At 70.8% G+C, this 18,433-nt stretch carries 18 protein-coding genes and 2 pseudogenes; 8 read left to right on the top strand and 12 right to left on the bottom strand.

Annotation, left to right across the window (positions count from 1 at the left end; all coding sequences use genetic code 11):
- Positions 1 to 247: 247 nt before the first annotated feature.
- Positions 248 to 748: a hypothetical protein gene (locus ABIE67_RS21710; RefSeq protein WP_370259949.1), complete on the bottom strand. Its 501-nt coding sequence runs from the start codon at positions 746 to 748 to the stop codon at positions 248 to 250.
- 41 nt (positions 749 to 789) lie between these two features.
- On the opposite strand from ABIE67_RS21710, the gene ABIE67_RS21705 reads away from it, so the two are divergent.
- Positions 790 to 2,196, top strand: a complete 1,407-nt coding sequence (locus ABIE67_RS21705; protein ID WP_370259946.1) for a M1 family metallopeptidase — start codon at positions 790 to 792, stop codon at positions 2,194 to 2,196.
- A 97-nt stretch (positions 2,197 to 2,293) separates the two neighbouring features.
- On the opposite strand, the gene ABIE67_RS21700 is transcribed toward ABIE67_RS21705, so the two are convergent.
- Positions 2,294 to 2,692 carry a hypothetical protein gene (locus ABIE67_RS21700; protein ID WP_370259944.1) on the bottom strand — a complete coding sequence of 133 codons (399 nt, stop codon included), beginning with the start codon at positions 2,690 to 2,692 and terminating at the stop codon, positions 2,294 to 2,296.
- 78 nt (positions 2,693 to 2,770) lie between these two features.
- Between ABIE67_RS21700 and ABIE67_RS21695 the strand changes: the two are divergent.
- Positions 2,771 to 3,728, top strand: a pseudogene (locus ABIE67_RS21695) (RNA-guided endonuclease InsQ/TnpB family protein).
- Positions 3,729 to 3,763: 35 nt separating this feature from the next.
- Here ABIE67_RS21695 and ABIE67_RS21690 read toward each other — a convergent pair.
- From ABIE67_RS21690 to ABIE67_RS21680, 3 genes are all read right to left on the bottom strand, one after another.
- Entirely contained in the window at positions 3,764 to 3,898 is a 135-nt protein-coding gene (locus tag ABIE67_RS21690) for a hypothetical protein (protein ID WP_370259942.1), read from the bottom strand.
- A 6-nt stretch (positions 3,899 to 3,904) separates the two neighbouring features.
- Positions 3,905 to 4,456, bottom strand: coding sequence for a GNAT family N-acetyltransferase (locus ABIE67_RS21685; RefSeq protein WP_370259940.1), 552 nt, complete (start codon positions 4,454 to 4,456; stop codon positions 3,905 to 3,907).
- Between the two features lie 167 nt (positions 4,457 to 4,623).
- Positions 4,624 to 5,199, bottom strand: coding sequence for a TerD family protein (locus tag ABIE67_RS21680; RefSeq protein ID WP_030050335.1), 576 nt, complete (start codon positions 5,197 to 5,199; stop codon positions 4,624 to 4,626).
- Positions 5,200 to 5,377: 178 nt separating this feature from the next.
- Here ABIE67_RS21680 and arfB point away from each other — a divergent pair.
- Positions 5,378 to 5,807: pseudogene (gene arfB, locus ABIE67_RS21675) on the top strand (alternative ribosome rescue aminoacyl-tRNA hydrolase ArfB).
- Positions 5,808 to 5,947: 140 nt separating this feature from the next.
- Here arfB and ABIE67_RS21670 read toward each other — a convergent pair.
- Positions 5,948 to 6,433: a GNAT family N-acetyltransferase gene (locus ABIE67_RS21670; RefSeq protein WP_370259937.1), complete on the bottom strand. Its 486-nt coding sequence runs from the start codon at positions 6,431 to 6,433 to the stop codon at positions 5,948 to 5,950.
- An 89-nt stretch (positions 6,434 to 6,522) separates the two neighbouring features.
- Positions 6,523 to 7,122 (bottom strand): flavin reductase family protein, encoded by a 600-nt coding sequence (locus tag ABIE67_RS21665; protein WP_370259934.1) that lies wholly within the window; start codon positions 7,120 to 7,122, stop codon positions 6,523 to 6,525.
- 339 nt (positions 7,123 to 7,461) lie between these two features.
- Between ABIE67_RS21665 and cdgB the strand changes: the two genes are divergently transcribed.
- Both cdgB and ABIE67_RS21655 read left to right on the top strand, forming a co-directional pair.
- The gene (gene cdgB / locus ABIE67_RS21660; RefSeq protein ID WP_370259932.1) at positions 7,462 to 9,165 is read left to right on the top strand and encodes a diguanylate cyclase CdgB; all 1,704 of its coding nucleotides are present in this window, start codon (positions 7,462 to 7,464) and stop codon (positions 9,163 to 9,165) included.
- Positions 9,166 to 9,285: 120 nt separating this feature from the next.
- The gene (locus ABIE67_RS21655; RefSeq protein ID WP_370259930.1) at positions 9,286 to 10,224 is read left to right on the top strand and encodes a CBM35 domain-containing protein; all 939 of its coding nucleotides are present in this window, start codon (positions 9,286 to 9,288) and stop codon (positions 10,222 to 10,224) included.
- Positions 10,225 to 10,292: 68 nt separating this feature from the next.
- On the opposite strand, the gene ABIE67_RS21650 is transcribed toward ABIE67_RS21655, so the two are convergent.
- From ABIE67_RS21650 to ABIE67_RS21635, 4 genes are all read right to left on the bottom strand, one after another.
- Complete coding sequence (locus ABIE67_RS21650; protein WP_370259928.1) at positions 10,293 to 10,649, bottom strand: peptidase inhibitor family I36 protein; 357 nt, start codon at positions 10,647 to 10,649, stop codon at positions 10,293 to 10,295.
- A gap of 135 nt (positions 10,650 to 10,784) precedes the next feature.
- Positions 10,785 to 11,702 (bottom strand): 1-phosphofructokinase family hexose kinase, encoded by a 918-nt coding sequence (locus ABIE67_RS21645; protein WP_370259925.1) that lies wholly within the window; start codon positions 11,700 to 11,702, stop codon positions 10,785 to 10,787.
- A 159-nt stretch (positions 11,703 to 11,861) separates the two neighbouring features.
- Positions 11,862 to 12,968, bottom strand: a complete 1,107-nt coding sequence (gene nagA / locus ABIE67_RS21640; RefSeq protein WP_370268789.1) for an N-acetylglucosamine-6-phosphate deacetylase — start codon at positions 12,966 to 12,968, stop codon at positions 11,862 to 11,864.
- Positions 12,969 to 13,096: 128 nt separating this feature from the next.
- The gene (locus ABIE67_RS21635) at positions 13,097 to 14,041 is read right to left on the bottom strand and encodes an ROK family protein (RefSeq protein WP_370259924.1); all 945 of its coding nucleotides are present in this window, start codon (positions 14,039 to 14,041) and stop codon (positions 13,097 to 13,099) included.
- Between the two features lie 183 nt (positions 14,042 to 14,224).
- Between ABIE67_RS21635 and ABIE67_RS21630 the strand changes: the two genes are divergently transcribed.
- The 3 genes from ABIE67_RS21630 (at position 14,225) to otsB (ending at position 16,831) form a co-directional block, all read left to right on the top strand.
- Positions 14,225 to 15,460, top strand: coding sequence for an extracellular solute-binding protein (locus ABIE67_RS21630; protein WP_370259923.1), 1,236 nt, complete (start codon positions 14,225 to 14,227; stop codon positions 15,458 to 15,460).
- 30 nt (positions 15,461 to 15,490) lie between these two features.
- Positions 15,491 to 15,757 carry a DUF3263 domain-containing protein gene (locus ABIE67_RS21625; RefSeq protein WP_370259921.1) on the top strand — a complete coding sequence of 89 codons (267 nt, stop codon included), beginning with the start codon at positions 15,491 to 15,493 and terminating at the stop codon, positions 15,755 to 15,757.
- A gap of 234 nt (positions 15,758 to 15,991) precedes the next feature.
- Positions 15,992 to 16,831: a trehalose-phosphatase gene (gene otsB / locus ABIE67_RS21620; protein WP_370259916.1), complete on the top strand. Its 840-nt coding sequence runs from the start codon at positions 15,992 to 15,994 to the stop codon at positions 16,829 to 16,831.
- On the opposite strand, the gene ABIE67_RS21615 is transcribed toward otsB, so the two are convergent.
- Positions 16,819 to 18,378, bottom strand: a complete 1,560-nt coding sequence (locus ABIE67_RS21615) for a trehalose-6-phosphate synthase (protein WP_370259914.1) — start codon at positions 18,376 to 18,378, stop codon at positions 16,819 to 16,821. The genes otsB and ABIE67_RS21615 overlap by 13 nt on opposite strands.
- Between the last annotated feature and the right edge of the window lie 55 nt (positions 18,379 to 18,433).

Below are 18,433 nucleotides of genomic sequence, written 5' to 3'. Positions count from 1 at the left end.
AGACGCCCCGCTTCCTGCGGGGAAATGCAGGTGCAAGGCCTGCCCGGCGCTCAGATCAGGAGCCCCGTCCCGTGTTCGCGGGACGGGGCTCCTTCGCTTGTTCGTGGGGCGGGGCGCCTTCGCCGTCCGCGGGCGCGCTCCCGCCCGAACCTTCGTCCCCGCCCGAACCTTCGTCCCCGCCCGAGCCTCAGCCCCCGCCTCCGGCCCCGCTCCCGCCTTCGTTCCCGCTCCCGGCCCTGGCTCCGGACTACGACACCCTGGGGAACCGGGCCTGGAGCGTCCAGATCGCCGGGTTCTCGCCCAGGTCCTCGTGCAGGTCGATCAGGTCGGCGATCAGGTCGTGCAGGAAGTCACGGGCCTCGCGGCGCAGTTCGGAGTGCGAGAAGGTCAGCGGGGCCTCCTCGGCCGGCATCCAGTCCGCCTCGATGTCCACCCAGCCGAAGCGGCGCTCGAAGAGCATGCGGTCCGTGGACTCGGTGAAGTCCAGTTCCGCGTGCTGGGGGCGGGAGGCGCGGGAGCCGGCCAGGTCCCGGTCCAGCCGCTCGGCGATGTCGCACAGGGCCCACGCGAAGTCGAGCACCGGCACCCATCCCCAGGCTGTGGACAACTCCCGGTCCGCCTTGGTGTCGGCGAGGTAGACGTCGCCGCAGAACAGGTCGTGACGCAGGGCCCGGACGTCCGCGCGACGGTAGTCCGTCTGCGGGGGGTCCGGGAAGCGGGTGGAGAGGGCATAGCCGATGTCGAGCACGGGGGTGATGGTGTCACGCCCGACCTCATAGGATCACTGGCGTGTCCCGTTTCGCGCCCGTTGCCCTGACTGTCACCTCCGCCCTGCTCGTCCTCACCGCGTGCGGCGGCGGCGTCCAGGGCACCCCCGGTGGCTCCCGCGTGCGCGACCCGTACTTCCCCAAGGCCGGCAACGGCGGCTACGACGTCACCCACTACGCCCTCGACCTCGCCTACGACCCCGACGACCGCCGCCTCACCGGCACCGCCGAGATCACCGCACGCGCCGGCAAGGACCTCTCCGCCTTCGACCTCGATCTGAAGGGCATGGACGTCGAGCGGGTCACGGTGGAGGGCGAGCGGGCCCGCTGGAGCCGCAACGGTCAGGAACTCGTCGTCCGTCCGCACGACGAACTCGACAAGGGCGAGACCTTCCGGCTCACCGTCCGCTATGCCGGCACCCCGCAGACCATCACCGACGCCGACGGCTCCCAGGAGGGCTGGCTGCCCACCGTCGACGGCGCGCTCGCCCTCGGGGAGCCGATGGGATCCATGGCGTGGTTCCCCGGCAACCACCACCCGTCCGACAAGGCGTCGTACGACATCTCGGTCACCGTCCCCGAGGGGCTCCAGGTCGTCTCCAACGGCGAGTTGGCCGACCGGTCCGGCGACGGCGACGGCGGTACGACGTTCCACTGGCGTACCGCCGAACCCATGGCGAGCTACCTCGCCGCCCTCGCCATCGGCGACTACGACATCCGCCGCTCCACCGTCCCCGTCACCGGCAACAGCGCGCTCCCCGTCTACACGGCCGTCGCCCCTTCCGAGGAGGACTCCAGCCGCGAGATCCTCTCCGAGCTCCCCGAGATCATGGAGTGGGCGGAGACCAACTTCGGCCCCTACCCCTTCGCCTCCACCGGCGCGATCATCGCCCGTGAGGGCGCCGCCGGTTACGCCCTGGAGACCCAGAGCCGGCCCGTCTTCCCCGGCGCCCCCGGCACCGGGCTGTTCGTCCACGAACTCGTCCACCAGTGGTTCGGCAACTCCGTGACGCCGAAGAGCTGGCGGGACATGTGGCTGAACGAGGGGTTCGCGACCTACGCGGAGTGGCTGTGGGAGGAGGACGACGGCGGCGACAGCGCGCAGGAGACCTTCGACGCCCTGTACGACCACGGCGAGGACGACTACGAGGACCTCTGGTCCTTCCCGCCCGCCAAGCCCACGAGCGCCGCGCACATCTCCGACGACCCCGTGTACCAGCGCGGCGCGATGGTCATTCACAAGATCCGTCAGACCGTCGGCGACGACACCTTCTACGACATCGTCCAGGGCTGGGCGGCCGATCACCGCCACGGCAACGCGGACACCGCCGACTTCACGGCGTATGTGGAGGAGCAGGCCCCGGACGAGGACTTCGACGGGATCTGGGAGGACTGGCTGTACGGGGACGGCAAGCCGGCCCACCCGTGACGGCCACCCGCCCTCCGGTCCGGCCACCCTTCAGACCACCCCGTCCTCCGGTCCGGCCGCCCCTTCAGACCCGCCACCGCTCCGGTCCGGTCGCCCTTCAGACCGCCCGTCCTCTAGTCCGGCCACCCGCCGTCCGGTCCGGCCACCAGACCGCCCGTTCGAGATCCCGCCGCATCGCCGCACGTGCCGCCCATACCGCCTCGGCGTGCTTGAGTCGCCGCTCCTGCAACTCCGGTGAGTCGAGCGGCGGATCACCGGCGGCGAACACCTCCTGAAGGTCGCGCAGGGTCGCGTAGACGCCTTCGAGGAGGTCGGACATCTCCTGCGGGGCGTAGATCAGGGCGGTCTCACGGGCCTCGTCGCAGCCGGACACCCGGAACGCCTCCCGTACGGCCGTCTCCCGCGCCGCGTCCGCCGAGTCCGCCTGTTCCCGACCGGCGACGGCGGCCGCGTGCATCGCCTCGTAGGACAGCCGGTACTTCGTCAGGACGGTCACCTGTTTCTTGCGAGGAGGCCCCGGCGTTCACGCCGGGGAGGAATCGCATCCGGGTGTCGCGACGCGGAGCGTCGCCGCATCCGGTTGAGGGTGCGGAGCGTCCGTACCGCTGGGACCGAGGCCCGCGCCCGTACGCCGTGGCTGCGTGAGGGCTCGTCAGTGGTACAGCAGCAGGTCATCCGCGGAAGACCAAACGCGAGGCATTGCCGACCCTCAACCACACCCAGCGCGGCTTCCGGTTGAAGGACGGTCGGCTGCACCTGGCGGGCCATCGTGGTGGCGGTGGTGTGGTCACGGGAACCACCGGCTGAGCCGTCCTCGGTGCGCGTGTACCAGGACAGCCTCGGGCACTGGTACTCGCTCGTTCGTCGTCCCCACCCAGGTACAGCCCCTGCCCAAGACCGGCGGCGCACTCGGCGTCGACTGGGGTGTGAAGGAGACCGCGACCACCACCTCGGACGCGCACGACCTCCCCCACGCCGAGCACGGCAAGAAGGCACAGAAGAAGCTGACCGGTTACGACCGGATGATGGCCCGCCGCAAGCCGAAGAAGGGCCAGCCGGCGTCGAAGGGCTACCGCGAGGCGAAGAAACTGCGGGCCAAGGCGCACAAGAAGGTCGCCAGGCAGCGTGAGGACACCGGCCGCAAGTGGGCCAAGAAGGTCGTCCGCGGCCACGACGCCATCGCGGTCGAGGACTTCTGTCCGACGTTCCTGGCCAAGACCACCATGGCCCGCAAGGCCGCGGACGCCGCCATCGGCGCCACCAAGGCCGCTCTGATCGAGATGGGTCGCAAACACGGGCGGGACATCCGCCTGGTCCACCCCGCGCACACCACGATGGACTGCGCGCACTGCGATGCGAGAGCCAAGCACGCACTGCCGCTGGGTGAGCGAACCTACACCTGCACCGCATGCGGAAGCGCCTCCCCACGGGACAAGAACTCCGCACGCGTCATGCTCGTCCGGGCTGGTCTCAACCCGGCTGGTGCCGAGGGCACAAGACCTCCTGGAGCGCTGCTCCAGGAGGCAGCCTGAGCCGGGAATCCCCTCCCGTTCAGGGAGGGGAGGATTCAAATAGATGTCCCGGCGTTCTGCCGGTTCCGGTCGGCCAGGTCGTGGCGCCGGCGGGCCCGGTCCGCGAGCAGCGTCGAGCCGACGCCGACGAGCGCCCCGAGGGCGGTGCCGGCCAGGGGCGTCCAGTCCATGCGGGTTCAGGCGCCGTCGGCGCCGGGTGAGGAGGCCGGCGGCGGGGTGAGCGGCCTGCGCAGGACGGTGCAGGCGCGGTCGAGCCGGCGGTCCCGTCCGTAGCCGAGGGTCTCGTAGCCGAGGGCGGTCCAGAAGTCGAGGGCCCTGGGGTTGTTGTCGAGGACGGCGAGGCGTACGGCGGTGCGGCCCGCCGTGCGGAAGCGGTCCTCGACGAGGGCGGCCAACTGCCTGCCGAATCCCCGGCCGTGGGCCGTCGCGTCCACCATCAGCAGCCCGATCCACGGATCCGGGTCGACCGGGTCCGGGTGGTGGGCCAGGGTGACGGCGATGCCGACCAGCCGGCCCTCGCTGCGCGCCAGCAGCACCTCCGCCTCGGGGACCAGCAACTCGTCCGCCAGCGCGGCGGCCACCTGCTCCGGCCTGATGTCGTCCGGGTCCGGGAAATCTCCGCTGAGCGCGTGGAAGTCGCGGTTGGAGGCGTAGAGGGCGGTGAGTTCGGTGAGGAGCGGGGCCGGGATGTCGTGGTCGGGGGTGAGGGTGAGCGAGTCGAGAATCACTCGGGCAACCTATCGAAGCCCTAGGGGGTGTTCGGAAAGTCCCGCACAGCACCCGCGGCGCCCGGCACGCACCGGACACCGTGAGCCCCGCACGGGACTTTCCGAACACCCCCTGGAACGCCGGAACCCCCGGCCGAAGCCGGGGGTTCCACACAGCGCGGCGTCCGTCAGACGTTCACGCCGAAGTCCTGCGCGATGCCCACCAGGCCCGAGGCGTAGCCCTGGCCGACGGCGCGGAACTTCCACTCGGCGCCGTTGCGGTAGAGCTCGCCGAAGACCATGGCGGTCTCGGTGGCCGCGTCCTCCGACAGGTCGTAGCGGGCGATCTCGGCGCCGCCGGCCTGGTTGACGATGCGGATGTAGGCGTTGCGCACCTGGCCGAAGTTCTGCGAGCGGTTCTCCGCGTCGTAGATCGAGACCGGGAAGACGATCTTGTCGACGTCGGCCGGGAGGCCGGCGAGGTTGACGTTGATCGCCTCGTCGTCGCCCGCGCCCTCGCCGGTGCGGTTGTCACCGGTGTGGACGATGGTGCTGTCCGGCGTCTGCTTGTTGTTGAAGAAGACGAAGTGGGCGTCCGAGTAGACCTTGCCCGTGGGGTTGACCGCGATCGCGGAGGCGTCGAGGTCGAAGTCCGTGCCGGTGGTGGTGCGGACGTCCCAGCCGAGGCCCACGGTGACGGCGGTCAGGCCCGGAGCCTCCTTGGTGAGCGAGACGTTGCCACCCTTGGACAGGCTTACAGCCATTGTTGGGAGTCCCTTCCCTCGTTGCGGTACGGCTAGAAGCTACAGCTACCCCTATGAACGCGGAGAGGGGTACCTCAGGTTCCAGGTGTCTTTACTTTCTTTACCAAAGAGCACTCGTAGGCCACATCCGGCGATATTCGGGTGACGTGGACCGGACAGGACAGGGAACATGGAGGACATGTCTGGTCCCTACGCCATCCGCGGCTCCGTCTCCCTCCCCGAGGCCGAGCTCCTGTGGCGTTTCTCGCGGTCGAGCGGCCCGGGCGGCCAGCACGTCAACACCAGTGACTCCCAGGTCGAGCTGCGGTTCGACCTCGCGAGCACCGAGGCGCTGCCCGAGGTGTGGAAGCAGCGGGCGCTTGAGCGGCTGGCGTCCCGACTCGTCGATGGCGTCATCTCCGTCCGCGCCTCCGAGCACCGCTCCCAGTGGCGCAACCGCGAGACCGCCGACCGTACGCCTCGCCGCGCTCCTGGCCGAGGCGACGGCCCCGCCGCCCAAGCCCCGCAAGCCGACCCGCATTCCCCGAGGGATCAACGAGCGCCGTCTGAGGGTGAAGAAGCAGCGCTCGGAGACCAAGCGGGGACGGTCCGGGCGGGGCTGGGCTTAGACGAACGGGGCATGGCTCCGACCGGGGCCATGGCTCCGTCCGGGGGCGTGGTGATCGTCGGGCGGTGGGTGGAACGGCTCTGACGTTTGCGTTCGTACGGGATCGGACCGCCGCGAACGACATCGTGACCGACCCCCGCTCTACTCGCCCGCCCGGCCCAGTTCCAGCACGCCCACGGTCTCGCCCTCGCTGGTCTCCCCGTTGGGGCGGAAGCCGAGCCCGAGGTAGAAGCCCTCGGGGCCGTTCGGGCCGGGATGCCAGGTGACGTAGAGCTGACTGCCGCCGCGGCGGCGGATCTCCGCGGCCACGGACTCGACCGCGAACCGGCCGTATCCGCGGCCCTGTTCCCCGGCGGCGATGTTCAGCCGCCACAGGCCCGAGCGGAAGAGGGTGCCGTCGCCGCCCCAGTCGATGTCGAGGAAGGCCATCAGGAACCCGACCGGGCGGTCGCCGTCGACGATCAGGCGGGGCCAGGCGACGCCGGCCGGATGGACGTACGCCTCGGCGAGCGACTGCATCACCGGGGAGACCGCGAATTCCTGCTCGGGGCGGACTCGTATGCCGGTCGCGGCCTCGAAGTTTCCGGGTGTGATCTTTTCGAGGCGGAGTGCGGGAGTCGATGTCATACGGGGAGTCATCCCGGGACCGTATGCCGAGTGATCTTCTGGGGCCACGGATTTTCGGACGGGCCGCGAACCGTTCTCGACGGCCGTCTTCAGCCCAACTGCCGGTACCGGCCCCGGAAATAGGTCAGCGGCCCGCCGTCGGAGCTCGGCAGCGATGCCGAGAGGACGCGGCCGATCACCAGGGTGTGGTCGCCGGCCGTGACCCGCTGTTCGGTGCGGCACTCCAGGGTGGCCAGGGCGCCGTTCACCAGCGGGGCGCCGGATTCCAGGCCGCGGACGTACGGGATGTCGGCGAAGAGCAGGCGGTCGCTGACGCGGCCCTTCATGGCGAAGCGGCCGGCGATGTGGCGCTGGCTCTCGGTGAGGACCGAGACCGCCCACAGGGGCTGCTCGGCGAGCAGGTCGTCCATACGGGACCCCTCACGCAGGCTGACCAGCACCAACGGGGGGTCGAGCGACACCGACATGAACGCCGTGGCCGTCATGCCGACGTCCTCGCCGGCCGGCGCGTGCGGGTCGTCGGGGTCCAGCGGCGGCTCGAGCGCGGTCACCAGGACCACACCCGCGGCCAACCGCGACATGGCGGAACGGAACTCGTCGTTGCTCACTCCCTCAGCATGCCCGGAGGCGCTGCGGGCGGCGGGGAGGACGGCGGTCACGGGCGGCGCGGGCGGGGAAGTGTTCGGCACGCCGAAAACGCTAATGTCGGTTCCGCACACCCGACATCGGGCGTTCGCCCGAGAAGGGTCCTAGGACTACGGACGGACAGCCGGTCGTGCCTGTTCGGAACCGTTTCGTGGCATCTCCACAAGCACACAAAGTTTGCGTTCAGTAAACGCACAGGAAAAACGCAGAAACACCGCTCAATTGTTCACGTTTACCTGTGACTTGAGTCACAAGGGTCATTAATTGTTGACCCTGTGTACCGAGTGAGCAGCGCGCTGTGATTCAGTGGCGGTGAACCGAGCAAGGAAGATACGCCGAAGAGCACCCTTGATTCGCTGCGAGGTCTCGGGGGGAGGGCGAGCATGGAGACCGAGTCGGAGCCCTACGTCCGTCTTGCGACCCTGCGGCAACTGCACCAGGTCATGGCTGACATGAACACGGCCCGCAGCCTGGCGGACACGCTGCAGACGGTCGCCGATGGCGTCGTCACCGGACTCGGCTACGAGCTCGCGTGCGTCAACCTCGTACGCCCCGACGGCGATCTCGTCGTCGCCGCCTTCTCCGGCAACCCCGCCGCCGAGGCCCTCATCACCGGCCGGGTCGGCTCGCGCGAGTCGTGGGAGCGCCGGCTGAGCATGGGCCGGCACTGGGGCGACCTGGTCTTCATCCCGCACACCGAGGGCTGGATCCTCGACGACGACGACGTCCCGCAGTGGTACACCGACGGCCCCGCGCCCCGTTTCGAGGACGAGTGGCACCCCTCGGACCGCCTGTTCGCGCCGATGCACACGCCCGGCGTGCAGGGCGGCGCGTGCGGCGAGCTGATCGGTGTCCTGTCCGTGGACCGGCCGCGCAACGGCCGGCTGCCGGGCGCCTGGGGGCGCGAGGCGCTCCAGATGTACGCGTTCCAGGCCGCCATCGCGATCAGCAACGCACGTCTACGCGCGAATATGCAGCGGGCACTGGTCCGCCTCGAACGCGAGCAGCAGGCCCTGCGCGCGAGTGAGGAAAGCTTCAGGCAGGCCTTCGAGTACGCCCCGTCCGGCATGGCCATCGCCGAGATGGGCGGCGACCAGCACGGCCGGATCCTGCGCACCAACGACGCCCTGTGCCGTCTGCTGGGCCGCCCCGCCTCCGCGATGCGCCGCTACGCCTTCTCCGACCTCGTCCACCCCGAGGACATCGGCACCCTGCTGCGCACGTCCGCCGAGGGGGGCCGGGCGGAGCTCCGGCTCGGGCGCCGTGACGGTACGTACGTCTGGGTCAGCCTGCGCAACAGCGTGGTCGCCGACGCCGCCGACGGCCCCCGCTTCCTGCTCACCCACGTCGAGGACATCGAGGAGCGCAAGCGCCGCGAGCTCCAGCTCGCCCACCGCGCCTCGCACGACTCGCTCACCGGCCTGCCGAACTCCGCCGAGCTGCGCTCCCGTCTCTCCTCCCGCCTGTGCCAGCGCTCCTCGATACCCCAGGCGCTCGACTCCGCCCGGGCAGGGGGGACCCCCCTCGGCGCCCTGGAGGCGGTCGACTCGGTCGACGCGGCCTACGGCCACCCGGCCTACGACGCCAACGGCCACGGCTTCGACTTCCGGCCCCCCGTGGCGGCGTTCGACGCCTACGACCACCACGTCCACACCGTGGCCCCGGTCGAGGGCGAGCGGGACGACGGCGCCAAGGGCCTCGCGGTCCTCTTCTGCGACCTCGACGGCTTCAAGTCGATCAACGACCGGTTCGGGCACAACGCGGGTGACGCGGTTCTCATCGAGGTCGCGCGCCGTCTCTCCCGCGCGGTCCGCGACGGCGACACCGTCGCCCGGCTCGGCGGCGACGAGTTCGTGATCCTCGCCGACGGCCTCGGCCGCGCCGACGCCCAGGACCTCGCCGTACGCCTGCGCAACGAGATCATCCAGCCCATCCGGGCCGAGGGCCGGGCGGTCCGCGTCGGCGCCAGCTTCGGCATCGGGTGGGCACACTGCGGGATGACCGCGGACGAAGTGTTGAAGTCCGCCGACGAGCGAATGTACGTAGAGAAACGATCTCGTCCCAAACAACACAGACGCGCTGGGTAACCCCCAGGTCAGCGAGCTGATGCGATCCGAGTCACCTGTTTGGGCCATCAGGAGCGGGTAGGCTCGCCCTTCTGACCCCACGCATCGCATCCGCCCGCACCTGGTGAGGAGTACCAAGGGATGACGTCCGGCAACAACGGCGCCACTACGCCCGAGGACGACGACCCGTTCGGCTACCTCTACGCCGACGGGCAGGCCAACGGCGCCCAGCCGCCCTCCGGCGGCGGGGGCTACGGCTACCCGGGCTCGGTCAACCGCGTGCGAGCGGTCGGCCAGCGCCAGTACGGCCAGCAGCAGGCGACGTCGCCCTACGGCCAGATACCGCAACAGCAGGGCGCGTACGGCCAGCCGAACGCCCACTACGCGGCGCCGGAGACCCATCCCGGCGGGGCCACGACGGTCCAGCAGCAGCCCGGGTACAGCGGCGGCAGCGGATCCGGGGGCGGCCGCGGGGGCCCCAACACCAAGGGGCTGCTGATCGGCGCGATCGCCGTGGTCGCGGCGGTCGTGATCGGGATCAGCGTGGCCATGCTGGGCGGCGACGACGATCCGGGCGACAAGGGCAACGAGGCTCAGGCGACGCCGTCGCAGTCCGAGAGCGCGGCGTCGAGCCCCTCGGCCAGTAGTAGCGCGGCGAGCGATGTAGACCTGCCGGCGATCGACGCCAAAGCCCTGCAACTCGAAGGCGGTGCCACCACGGCCTCCGACTTCAAGGGGGCCAAGGCGGACGGTGGGATCTACGTCACGAACTTCAACAGTGTCGGCGCCAAGGTCGTCTGGACTGTGAACGGCATCGACAAGACCGGCACCTACCGGCTGTACGTTCGCTACGGCATCCCGGGTAAGGACGCCAATGCGACGCTCCTGGTCAACGGAACGGCCAACACCCAGCCCTTGAACATGGAGAACTTCGGTGGCACGCCCGAAGGCGACTGGGAGAAGGGCTGGCAGACCACGTGGGCGAACGTCAATCTGAACAAGGGCACCAACACGATCACGCTCGCCTGCAACGAGGGCAATCAGTGTGACGCGGTCCTCGACCAACTCTGGGTGCAGTAGGGCTCGGACAGCGGAACGGTCCGCCGGTGCATCGGCGGACCGTCCTTTGAGGCTCGGGCTAGGCGGAACTAACTTCCGTAGACCCCAATCCCGGTAGCGGTGCCACGGATGTCGTCCGAGTAGGTGTGCGGCTTCAGAGTGACCAGCTTCGTGCCGACTCCGCAGCCGGTGCCGGGGGCGGTGTGCCAGAACTCGATGCGATAGGACGTCTGGTTCGAGACGGACCGGGCACCGGTGAAGGTTTCGCAGCCGGGTGTCACAGAGAGGACGGTCCTGGTCCCGGTCCTGTTCTTCCCCGACCATCCGCAGACCTTCCCTTGCGGGCAGGTATTGGGATCAGCCGCAGCAGCCGGTGTGGCGAAAACGCCGCTCAGCAACGTGCCGGCCATAGCCACCGTCGTCAGGCTTTTCTTGAGCAAGCTCATATGAGGTTCCCCTTGCATCTTTCGGTGCTGGTCATGCACCGAATAAGTGATCATCTGATCATCCGGCCGATGTGAGAGGAGGGGCGTTTTCGGTCGAACGGCTGTTCGGGTAGGCCTGCGAGGGTCACCATGCGCTCACGCTGCCGTCATCGACACTTGCGCCAGGAGTTTCTCGTAGGCTCCGCGGTCGAAGTCGCCCGCGGTCGCGGACCGTACGGTGGCGGCCGACAGAGCGACCGCGCGGGTGAGGCGGTCCGGCCAGGGGAGGTTTTCCACCAGGCCCGACAACAGGCCCGCGACCGCTGAGTCCCCCGCGCCGGTCGGGTTGCCGTGGACGTGGGCCGGTGGGGTGGCGCGCCAGCGGCCCTCGGGGGTCACCGCGAGCAGGCCTTCGCTGCCCAGGGAGGCCACCACCGCACGCGCCCCGCGTCGACGGGCGTCCTGGGTGGCGCGCGACGGCTCGTGGGAGCCGGTGAGTTCGGCCAGCTCGTCGGCGTTGGGCTTGATGAGGTCCGGGCGGGCGGCGACGCCCCGGCGCAGTGCCTCGCCGCTGGTGTCCAGCAGCACCGGAACCTCCGCCGCGCGAGCGGCCCGCACCAGACCGGCGTACGCCCCCACCGGCACCCCCGGCGGCAGACTGCCGCACAGGGCCACCGCGGACGCCGAGGTGAGGAGGTCCTCGTATGCCTTCTGGAAGGCGGACCACTCGGCCGGCGTGACCGTGGGGCCGGGTTCGTTGAGCTGGGTCGTGTCGCCGGTCGCCTCGTCGACCACGGCGATCGTGCGCCGGGTCGCGCCCGTCACCGGGACCAGCGCGTCCACCACACCGGGCGTGGCCGTGAGCCGCTCCTGTACGATTCGGCCCGTCGCGCCGCCCATGAAGCCGGTGACCGTCACCTCGTGCCCGAGGGCCGCCAGCACGCGGGCCACGTTCAGGCCCTTGCCGCCGGGACGTTCGGTCACCTCGGAGATGCGGTGGGACGCGTGGGGCCGCAGCGCCCGGACGCGATAGGTGATGTCGAGAGCGGTGTTCAGTGTGACCGTGAGGATCACCTGGGCCGACCTCCCCCGAAGAAGTTCAGAATGCGCGAAGCTCAGAACGCGTTTGCCGTCTGTCCGCCGGACGCTCCGCCCGGAGGCATTGATCATGCCAAAAGGACGGCGGCCGTCCCAGTCTCGCAGGACAACCGCCGCCCTCAACAGCAGGACAGATCACCCCAGTTGGGGATCGACCACCCATTCGCCCCGGCGCATCACGCCCTTGAGGTCGAAGTCGGCGTCCAGAACGACCAGGTCGGCGTCCTTGCCGGGCTCCAGCGAGCCGATGCGGTCGTATCGGCCGAGCAGCTTGGCCGGGTTGACGGACAGGGCTGCCACCGCGTCCTCGACCGGCAGCCGGTCGATCGTCACCGCGCGCTTGAAGGCGCGGTCGAGGGTGAGGGTGGACCCCGCGATCGAGCCGCCCTCGACGAGGCGCGCCACACCGTCGGCGACCTCCACCTCCAGCGGGCCCAGCATGTAGCGGCCGTCACCGAAGCCGGCCGCGTCCATGGCGTCCGTGATGAACGCGACCCGGTCGGCGCCCGCGTGACGGAACGCCAGCTCCAGCGCCGCCGGATGCAGATGGGTGCCGTCGTTGATCAGCTCGACGGTCACCCGCTCGTCCTCCAGCAGGGCCACGATCGGGCCCGGCTCCCGGTGGCCCAGCGGCGGCATCGCGTTGAACAGGTGCGTGGCGACCGTCGCGCCCGCCTCGATGGCCTCCACCGTCTGCTCGTACGTCGCGTCCGTGTGCCCGATCGCCGCGATGACGCCGTGTTCGGTGAGGAGGCGTACGGAGTCGAGGCCGCCCGGCAGTTCGGTGGCGAGGGTGACCATCGTGGTGTGCCCGCGCGCCGCGTCGATCAGCTTGCGGACCTCCGCGGGGTGCGGGTGGCGCAGCAGTTCCTCGGAGTGGGCGCCCTTGCGGCACGGGGAGATGAAAGGGCCCTCGAAGTGGATGCCGGCGATGTCGCCCTGCTCGGCCAGTTCGGAGAGCAGGCCCGCGCGCTGGGTGAGGAAGTCCATGTCGCCGGTGACGGTGGAGGCGACGAGGGTCGTGGTGCCGTGGAGGCGGTGGGTGTGGATGCCGGTGACCACGTCGTCTGTCGTGCCCGAGGTGAAGGAGGCTCCGCCGCCGCCGTGGTTGTGGATGTCGACGAAGCCTGGCAGGAGCCAGTGGCCGGTGAGGTCGATGCGGTGAGCGTTCTCCGGGGCTGTGTCGGCGATGCGGATGCCGTCTACGATCACCTGGCCCTCTTTGAGGGTTCCCGTCGGCATGACCACGTTGGCGCCGGACAGGATGAGGGGCACCTTGTCCGTCGCGGGCCGCGGGTGCGTCGTGGCTGGTCGCGCTCCGCGGCGGAGCCGCTTATCGGCGCTGTCCCGCGCCCCTAGGGCGTTCGCCATCAGGGAGTTACCTCCGTACGGTCGGTTTGGTCGAGGAGATCCCAGGCCAGTAGGCCGGCGCCGAGGCAACCGGCCGTGTCTCCGAGGGCCGCCGGGACGATCTCCGGCAGCTTCTGGAAGGTGACCCGCCGCCGGACGGCGTCCCGCAGGGGTGTGAACAAGGTTTCCCCCGCCTCGGCGAGGCCGCCACCGATGATCAGGGTGCGCGGGTCCAGCAGGGTGAGCGCGGTGACCAGGCCGTCGGCGAGGGCGTCCACGGCCTGCTGCCAGACCCGTACGGCGTTCGGGTCGCCGGACGCGACGGCCTTCGCGCAGTCCGCCGCGTCCGCTTCCGGGTCCCCGCAGGCGGCGGCCCACGCCTCGCTCACCGCCGCCGCGGACGCGAACCGCTCCAGGCAGCCGCGCTGCCCGCACGGACAGGGGGCCCCGCCGGGCCGTACGACGATGTGGCCGATCTCGCCCGCGAAGCCGTGCGCGCCCGCCTCCACCCGGCCGTCGATGCCGATGGCGCCGGCGATCCCGGTGCCGAGCGGCACGAAGAGGAAACGGTCGGCGCCCTTGCCCGCGCCGATCCGGCCCTCCGCGAGACCACCGGTGCGCACGTCGTGGCCGAGGGCGACGGGGATGCCGCCGAGCCGCCGCGCGAGCAGCTGTCGCAGGGGTACGTCCCGCCAGCCCAGGTTGGCCGCGTAGGCGGCGACGCCCCGCGCCTCGTCGACGATGCCGGGGACGGCGACGCCGGCGGCGGCCGCGGGCTCGCCGAAGCGCTGTTCGCCGTACGCGCGCAGCTCGGCGGCGAAGTCGAGGATGCCCTCGACGACCGCGTCCGGCCCGCGCTCGCGCCCGGTCGGGCGGCGGGCCTGATGGAGAAGCTCGCCGCTCGCCCCTGCCAGGGCGGCCTTCATCCCGGTGCCGCCCACATCGAGGGCGATGACGTGTCTCACGGGGAACAGTGTGGCTTGCGCACCCGCGAGAGGTCTAGTCCACTTACGTGGTGTAGACCTTACGAGGGCAATATGTATGACGTTTCGAAAGTTTCGAACATGGGTGTGGGGCGGTACTGCGTGCAGCTGCGTAGGGGTACGGGGCAGACGGGACGTACAGGGCGTACGGGGACGATCGCGGCGGTGTCCGCGCTGGGTCTGACGGCGGCTCTCGGCGGCTGCGGGCTGACCGGTGGTTCGGGCGAGGTGACGCTGAAGCTGGTCGCAGCGGAGTACGGCGACAGCGAGGCGAACAGCTCCCAGAAGTACTGGGACAAGCTCGCCGAGGAGTACGAGGAGGAGCACGCCGGCGTCCAGGTCGACGTCACGGTGTACTCCTGGAACGACGTCGACGCCAAGGTCAAGGAGATGGTCGACGCCGGGCAGGCGCCGGACATGGCGCAGATCGGCGCGTACGCCGACTACGCCGCGAAGGACCTCCTCTACGAGGCTGACGACCTGCTCTCCATCCCCGTACAGGCCGACTTCGTCCCGCAGCTCGCGGACGCGGGACAGGTGAACGGGGTGCAGTACGGCATCCCGTTCGCCTCCTCCACGCGCCTGCTCTTCTACAACAAGTCCCTCTTCCAGAAGGCCGGCCTCACCCCGCCGACCACCTGGAAGGAGCTGGCCGCCGACGCCGAGGCGCTCAAGGCGGAGGGCGTGAAGTACCCGTACGCGCTGCCGCTCGGGGCCGAGGAGGCGCAGGCCGAGACCATGCAGTGGCTGCTCAGTGGCGGGGGCGGGTACACCGACGCCGAACTCGGCACGTACAGCATCGACTCCACGGAGAACGTCGCCACCTTCAACTGGCTCAAGAACAACCTGGTCGGCAAGGGACTCACCGGCCCGGTGGCGCCCGGTGAGCTCAACCGGGCCGACGCGTTCTCGGCCTTCGCGGCCGGGGACGTCGGCATGCTCAACGGCCATCCTTCGCTGATGCAGATGGCCGGGAAGAAGGGCGTGAAGTTCGGCATGGTGCCCATGCCCGGGCGGGAGGGGCCGACCAAGGTCTCCATGGGCGTGGCCGACTGGATGATGGCCTTCAAGCAGAACGGCCATGCCGAGCAGGTCGGCGACTTCCTCAACTTCGTCTACGACAAGCAGAACGTCCTCGACTTCTCCCGGGAGTACGACCTCCTGCCCGTCACGAACTCCGCGTCCACGGTGATGGCCGGGGCCCCGCAGGACGCCGACCTCAAGCCCTTCCTGGAGCAGCTCTCGCTCTCCGAGCTGTACCCGGTGGGGCGGACGTCGTGGGCCGCGGTCAGTGCGGAGGTCAAGAAGCGGATCGGGGGGACGGTGGCGTCTGGAGGCAGTCCGTCGGCGATTCTGGGGCAGTTGCAGTCGACTGCGTCGCGGGCGGAGAGCGCGGAGTAGTTGTCGGTGGTGGGGGCTACTGTGCGACGCATGAGTCAGGACCCGCCCCAGCCCGAGCCCGAACCCGAACCCGAGGCCCTCGCCGAGCGCGAGCGGGCGATTCTCGCCCTGGAGCGCCGGGGTTTCTCGGGGCCCGGGGCGAAGGAGCGGGCGATTCGGGAGGAGCTGGGGCTGGCCCCGGTCCGCTACTACCAGCTGCTGAACGCCCTGCTGGACGACGCACGGGCGCCGGCCCATGATCCGGTGACGGTGAATCGGTTGCGGCGGGTACGGGAGGCGCGGCGCGGGGACCGGTGACGATTTTCCTCGCCCCCGCCGCCCCTACCCGTCCCATCCCTGGGGGCTGCGCCCCCAGACCCCCGCTTCGGCCCTGAAGGGGCCTCGTCCTCAAACGCCGGACGGGCTGAGAGACCCAGCCCCTCCGGCGTTCGAGGAGCGGGGTCTGGGGCGGAGCCCCAGAAGGACGGGACGGGTAGGGGCGGCGGGGGCGAGGAACTGTTGGTGGGGATCGGGCCTGGATAGGCTCGCCGCATGGGTAACTCCACGGACCCCCTGCCGACCCCCACGACCCACCCCGGCCGCGACGGCCTCGCCGCCATCCTCGCCCACCCCGCGCGGGCGCTCATCGCCCTGGACTTCGACGGCACCCTCGCCCCCATCGTCCCGGACCCCGAAAAGGCAAGGCCCCACCCCGACGCCGTCCCGGCCCTCGCCGCCCTCGCCCCGAAGGTGGCCGCCGTAGCGGTGATCACCGGCCGCCCGGCCGACATCGCCGTACGGTTCGGCGGATTCGCCGCCACCCCGGGGCTGGAGCACCTCGTCGTCCTCGGCCACTACGGCGCCGAACGCTGGGACGCCGTAAGCGGCGAGGTCACCGCCCCCGACCCCCACCCCGGCGTCGCAGCCGTGCGCGCCGAACTGCCGGGCCTCCTCGACACCATCGCGCAGGGCACCTGGACCGAGGACAAAGGACACGCCCTGGCCGTGCACACCCGCCGCGCCGCCGACCCCCAGGGCACCTTCGACGCCCTCCGCGCCCCGCTCACCGACCTCGCCACCCGCAACGGCCTCATCGTCGAACCGGGGCGGATGGTCCTCGAACTCCGCCCGCCCGGCATGGACAAGGGCGTCGCGCTCCTCGACTACGTCCGCGACCTCGGCGCCGAGTCCGTCCTCTACGCCGGCGACGACCTCGGCGACCTCCCCGCCTACGCCGCCGTCGACGAACTCCGCTCCGACGGCGTCCCCGGCCTCCTCGTCTGCAGCGGCAGCGACGAGGTCACCGAGCTGTCGGAGAAGGCGGACGTCGTGGTCGACGGCCCGGAGGGGGTCGTACGGCTGTTGCGGGCGATCGCCACTCAGACGGACTGATCTGCCTGGCCGGACTGGCCGGACTGGCCGGACTGGCCGGATTTCCCGGGCTCCCCGGTTCCTTCCTCCAGCGCGTGCAACTGGTCCAGGAACCACTGGGCCGGCGGCAGCGCGGTCGCGGCCGCAGCCAGCCGCTTCGACCGCTCCGCCCGCTCCTCCGGCCCCACCGACAAGGCCTCGTGCAGCGCCCGCGCCGTGTCGTTCACGTCGTACGGATTCACGGCGATCGCGTCCTCGCCCAGCTCCTCGAAGGCGCCCGCCTCCCGCGACAGCACCAGCACGCACCCCTCGTCGGAGACGATGGGCACCTCCTTGGCGACGAGGTTCATGCCGTCCCGGATGGGGTTGACCAGGGCCACGTCGGCCAGCCGGTACGCGGCCAGGGAGCGGGCGAAGTCGTCCTTGACGTGGAGGACCACCGGGGTCCAGGCCGGGGTCCCGTAGCCGGAGTTGATCTCCTCCGCCAGCCGCTGGACCGCGGCCGTGTAGTCGCGGTACACCGCGAGGTCCTGTCGTGAGGGGTACGCGAAGGCCACGTGCACCACCCGCTCCCGCCACTCGGGGTGGTCGTCGAGCAGCTGCCGGTAGGACAGCAGGCCGCGCACGATGTTCTTGGACAGCTCGGTCCGGTCGACCCGCACGATGGTCCTGCGGGCGGTGCCGTCCGGTGCCGTGCCGATCTCGTCCCGTAGCGCGGTCATGCGCTCGGCCACGTCGGTCTCGTGGGAGCGGGCGCGCAGGAACTCCGCGTCGGCGCCCAGGCCGTGCACGCCGATCCAGGTGGTACGCAGCGGCGGACGTCCGGTCGGTGTGTGCTTGATCGACTTCGGGGCGCCGCTCGGCCACGACGGGAGGATCCGCTCCGGGTCCGTGGCACCGGCGCAGTCCATGAACGCCTGCGCCCACCGCCAGGTGAGGAACCCGAGCCGGTCGGCGCCGAGCATGCCCCACATCAGCTGCGCGCGGATGTCGTCCGGCAGCATCGCGAAGTACTCCGCCGGCGCCCACGGCGTGTGCGAGAAGTGACCGATCCGGACGTCGGGCCTCAGCTCCCGGAGCATCCCCGGCACCAGGCACAGGTGGTAGTCCTGCACCAGCACCGCCGCGCCCTCGGCCGCCTCCTGGGCCAGCGCCTCCGCGAAGGCCCGGTTGTACGTCTCGTAGGCCGCCCACTGCCGCCGGAACTCCGCGTCGAAGACCGGCTCCAGCGGCGTCTGGTAGAGCATGTGGTGGACGAACCAGAGGACCGAGTTCGCGATGCCGTTGTACGCGTCGGCGTGCACGTCGGCCGGGATGGGCAGCATGCGCACACCCTTCTCGCCGACCCCGCGCCGCACCGCCTCCCGGTCGCCTTCGGACAGCGCCGAGCACACCCACAGGGCGCCCGCGTCCGGCCCGATGGCCGACAGTCCGGAGACGACTCCGCCGCCGCCCCTCTTGGAGTGCAGCGAGCCGTCCTCGCGCACCTCGTACGAGACCGGGCCGCGGTTCGACGCGACCAGCACCTTGGCAGCACCCTGCTCGGCAGCACCCTGCGTGGAAGCCATACGCCTCAACCTAGCCCGGCCCGGAAACGCTCAAACGTGCGGTTCCCCTCAGTGG

Origin of the sequence: Streptomyces sp. V4I8, assembly GCF_041261225.1 — a bacterium.
Classification (GTDB): domain Bacteria; phylum Actinomycetota; class Actinomycetes; order Streptomycetales; family Streptomycetaceae; genus Streptomyces.
The sequence above is the reverse complement of the archived record's forward strand: the minus strand, read 5'-3'. Positions and strand labels throughout refer to the sequence as shown.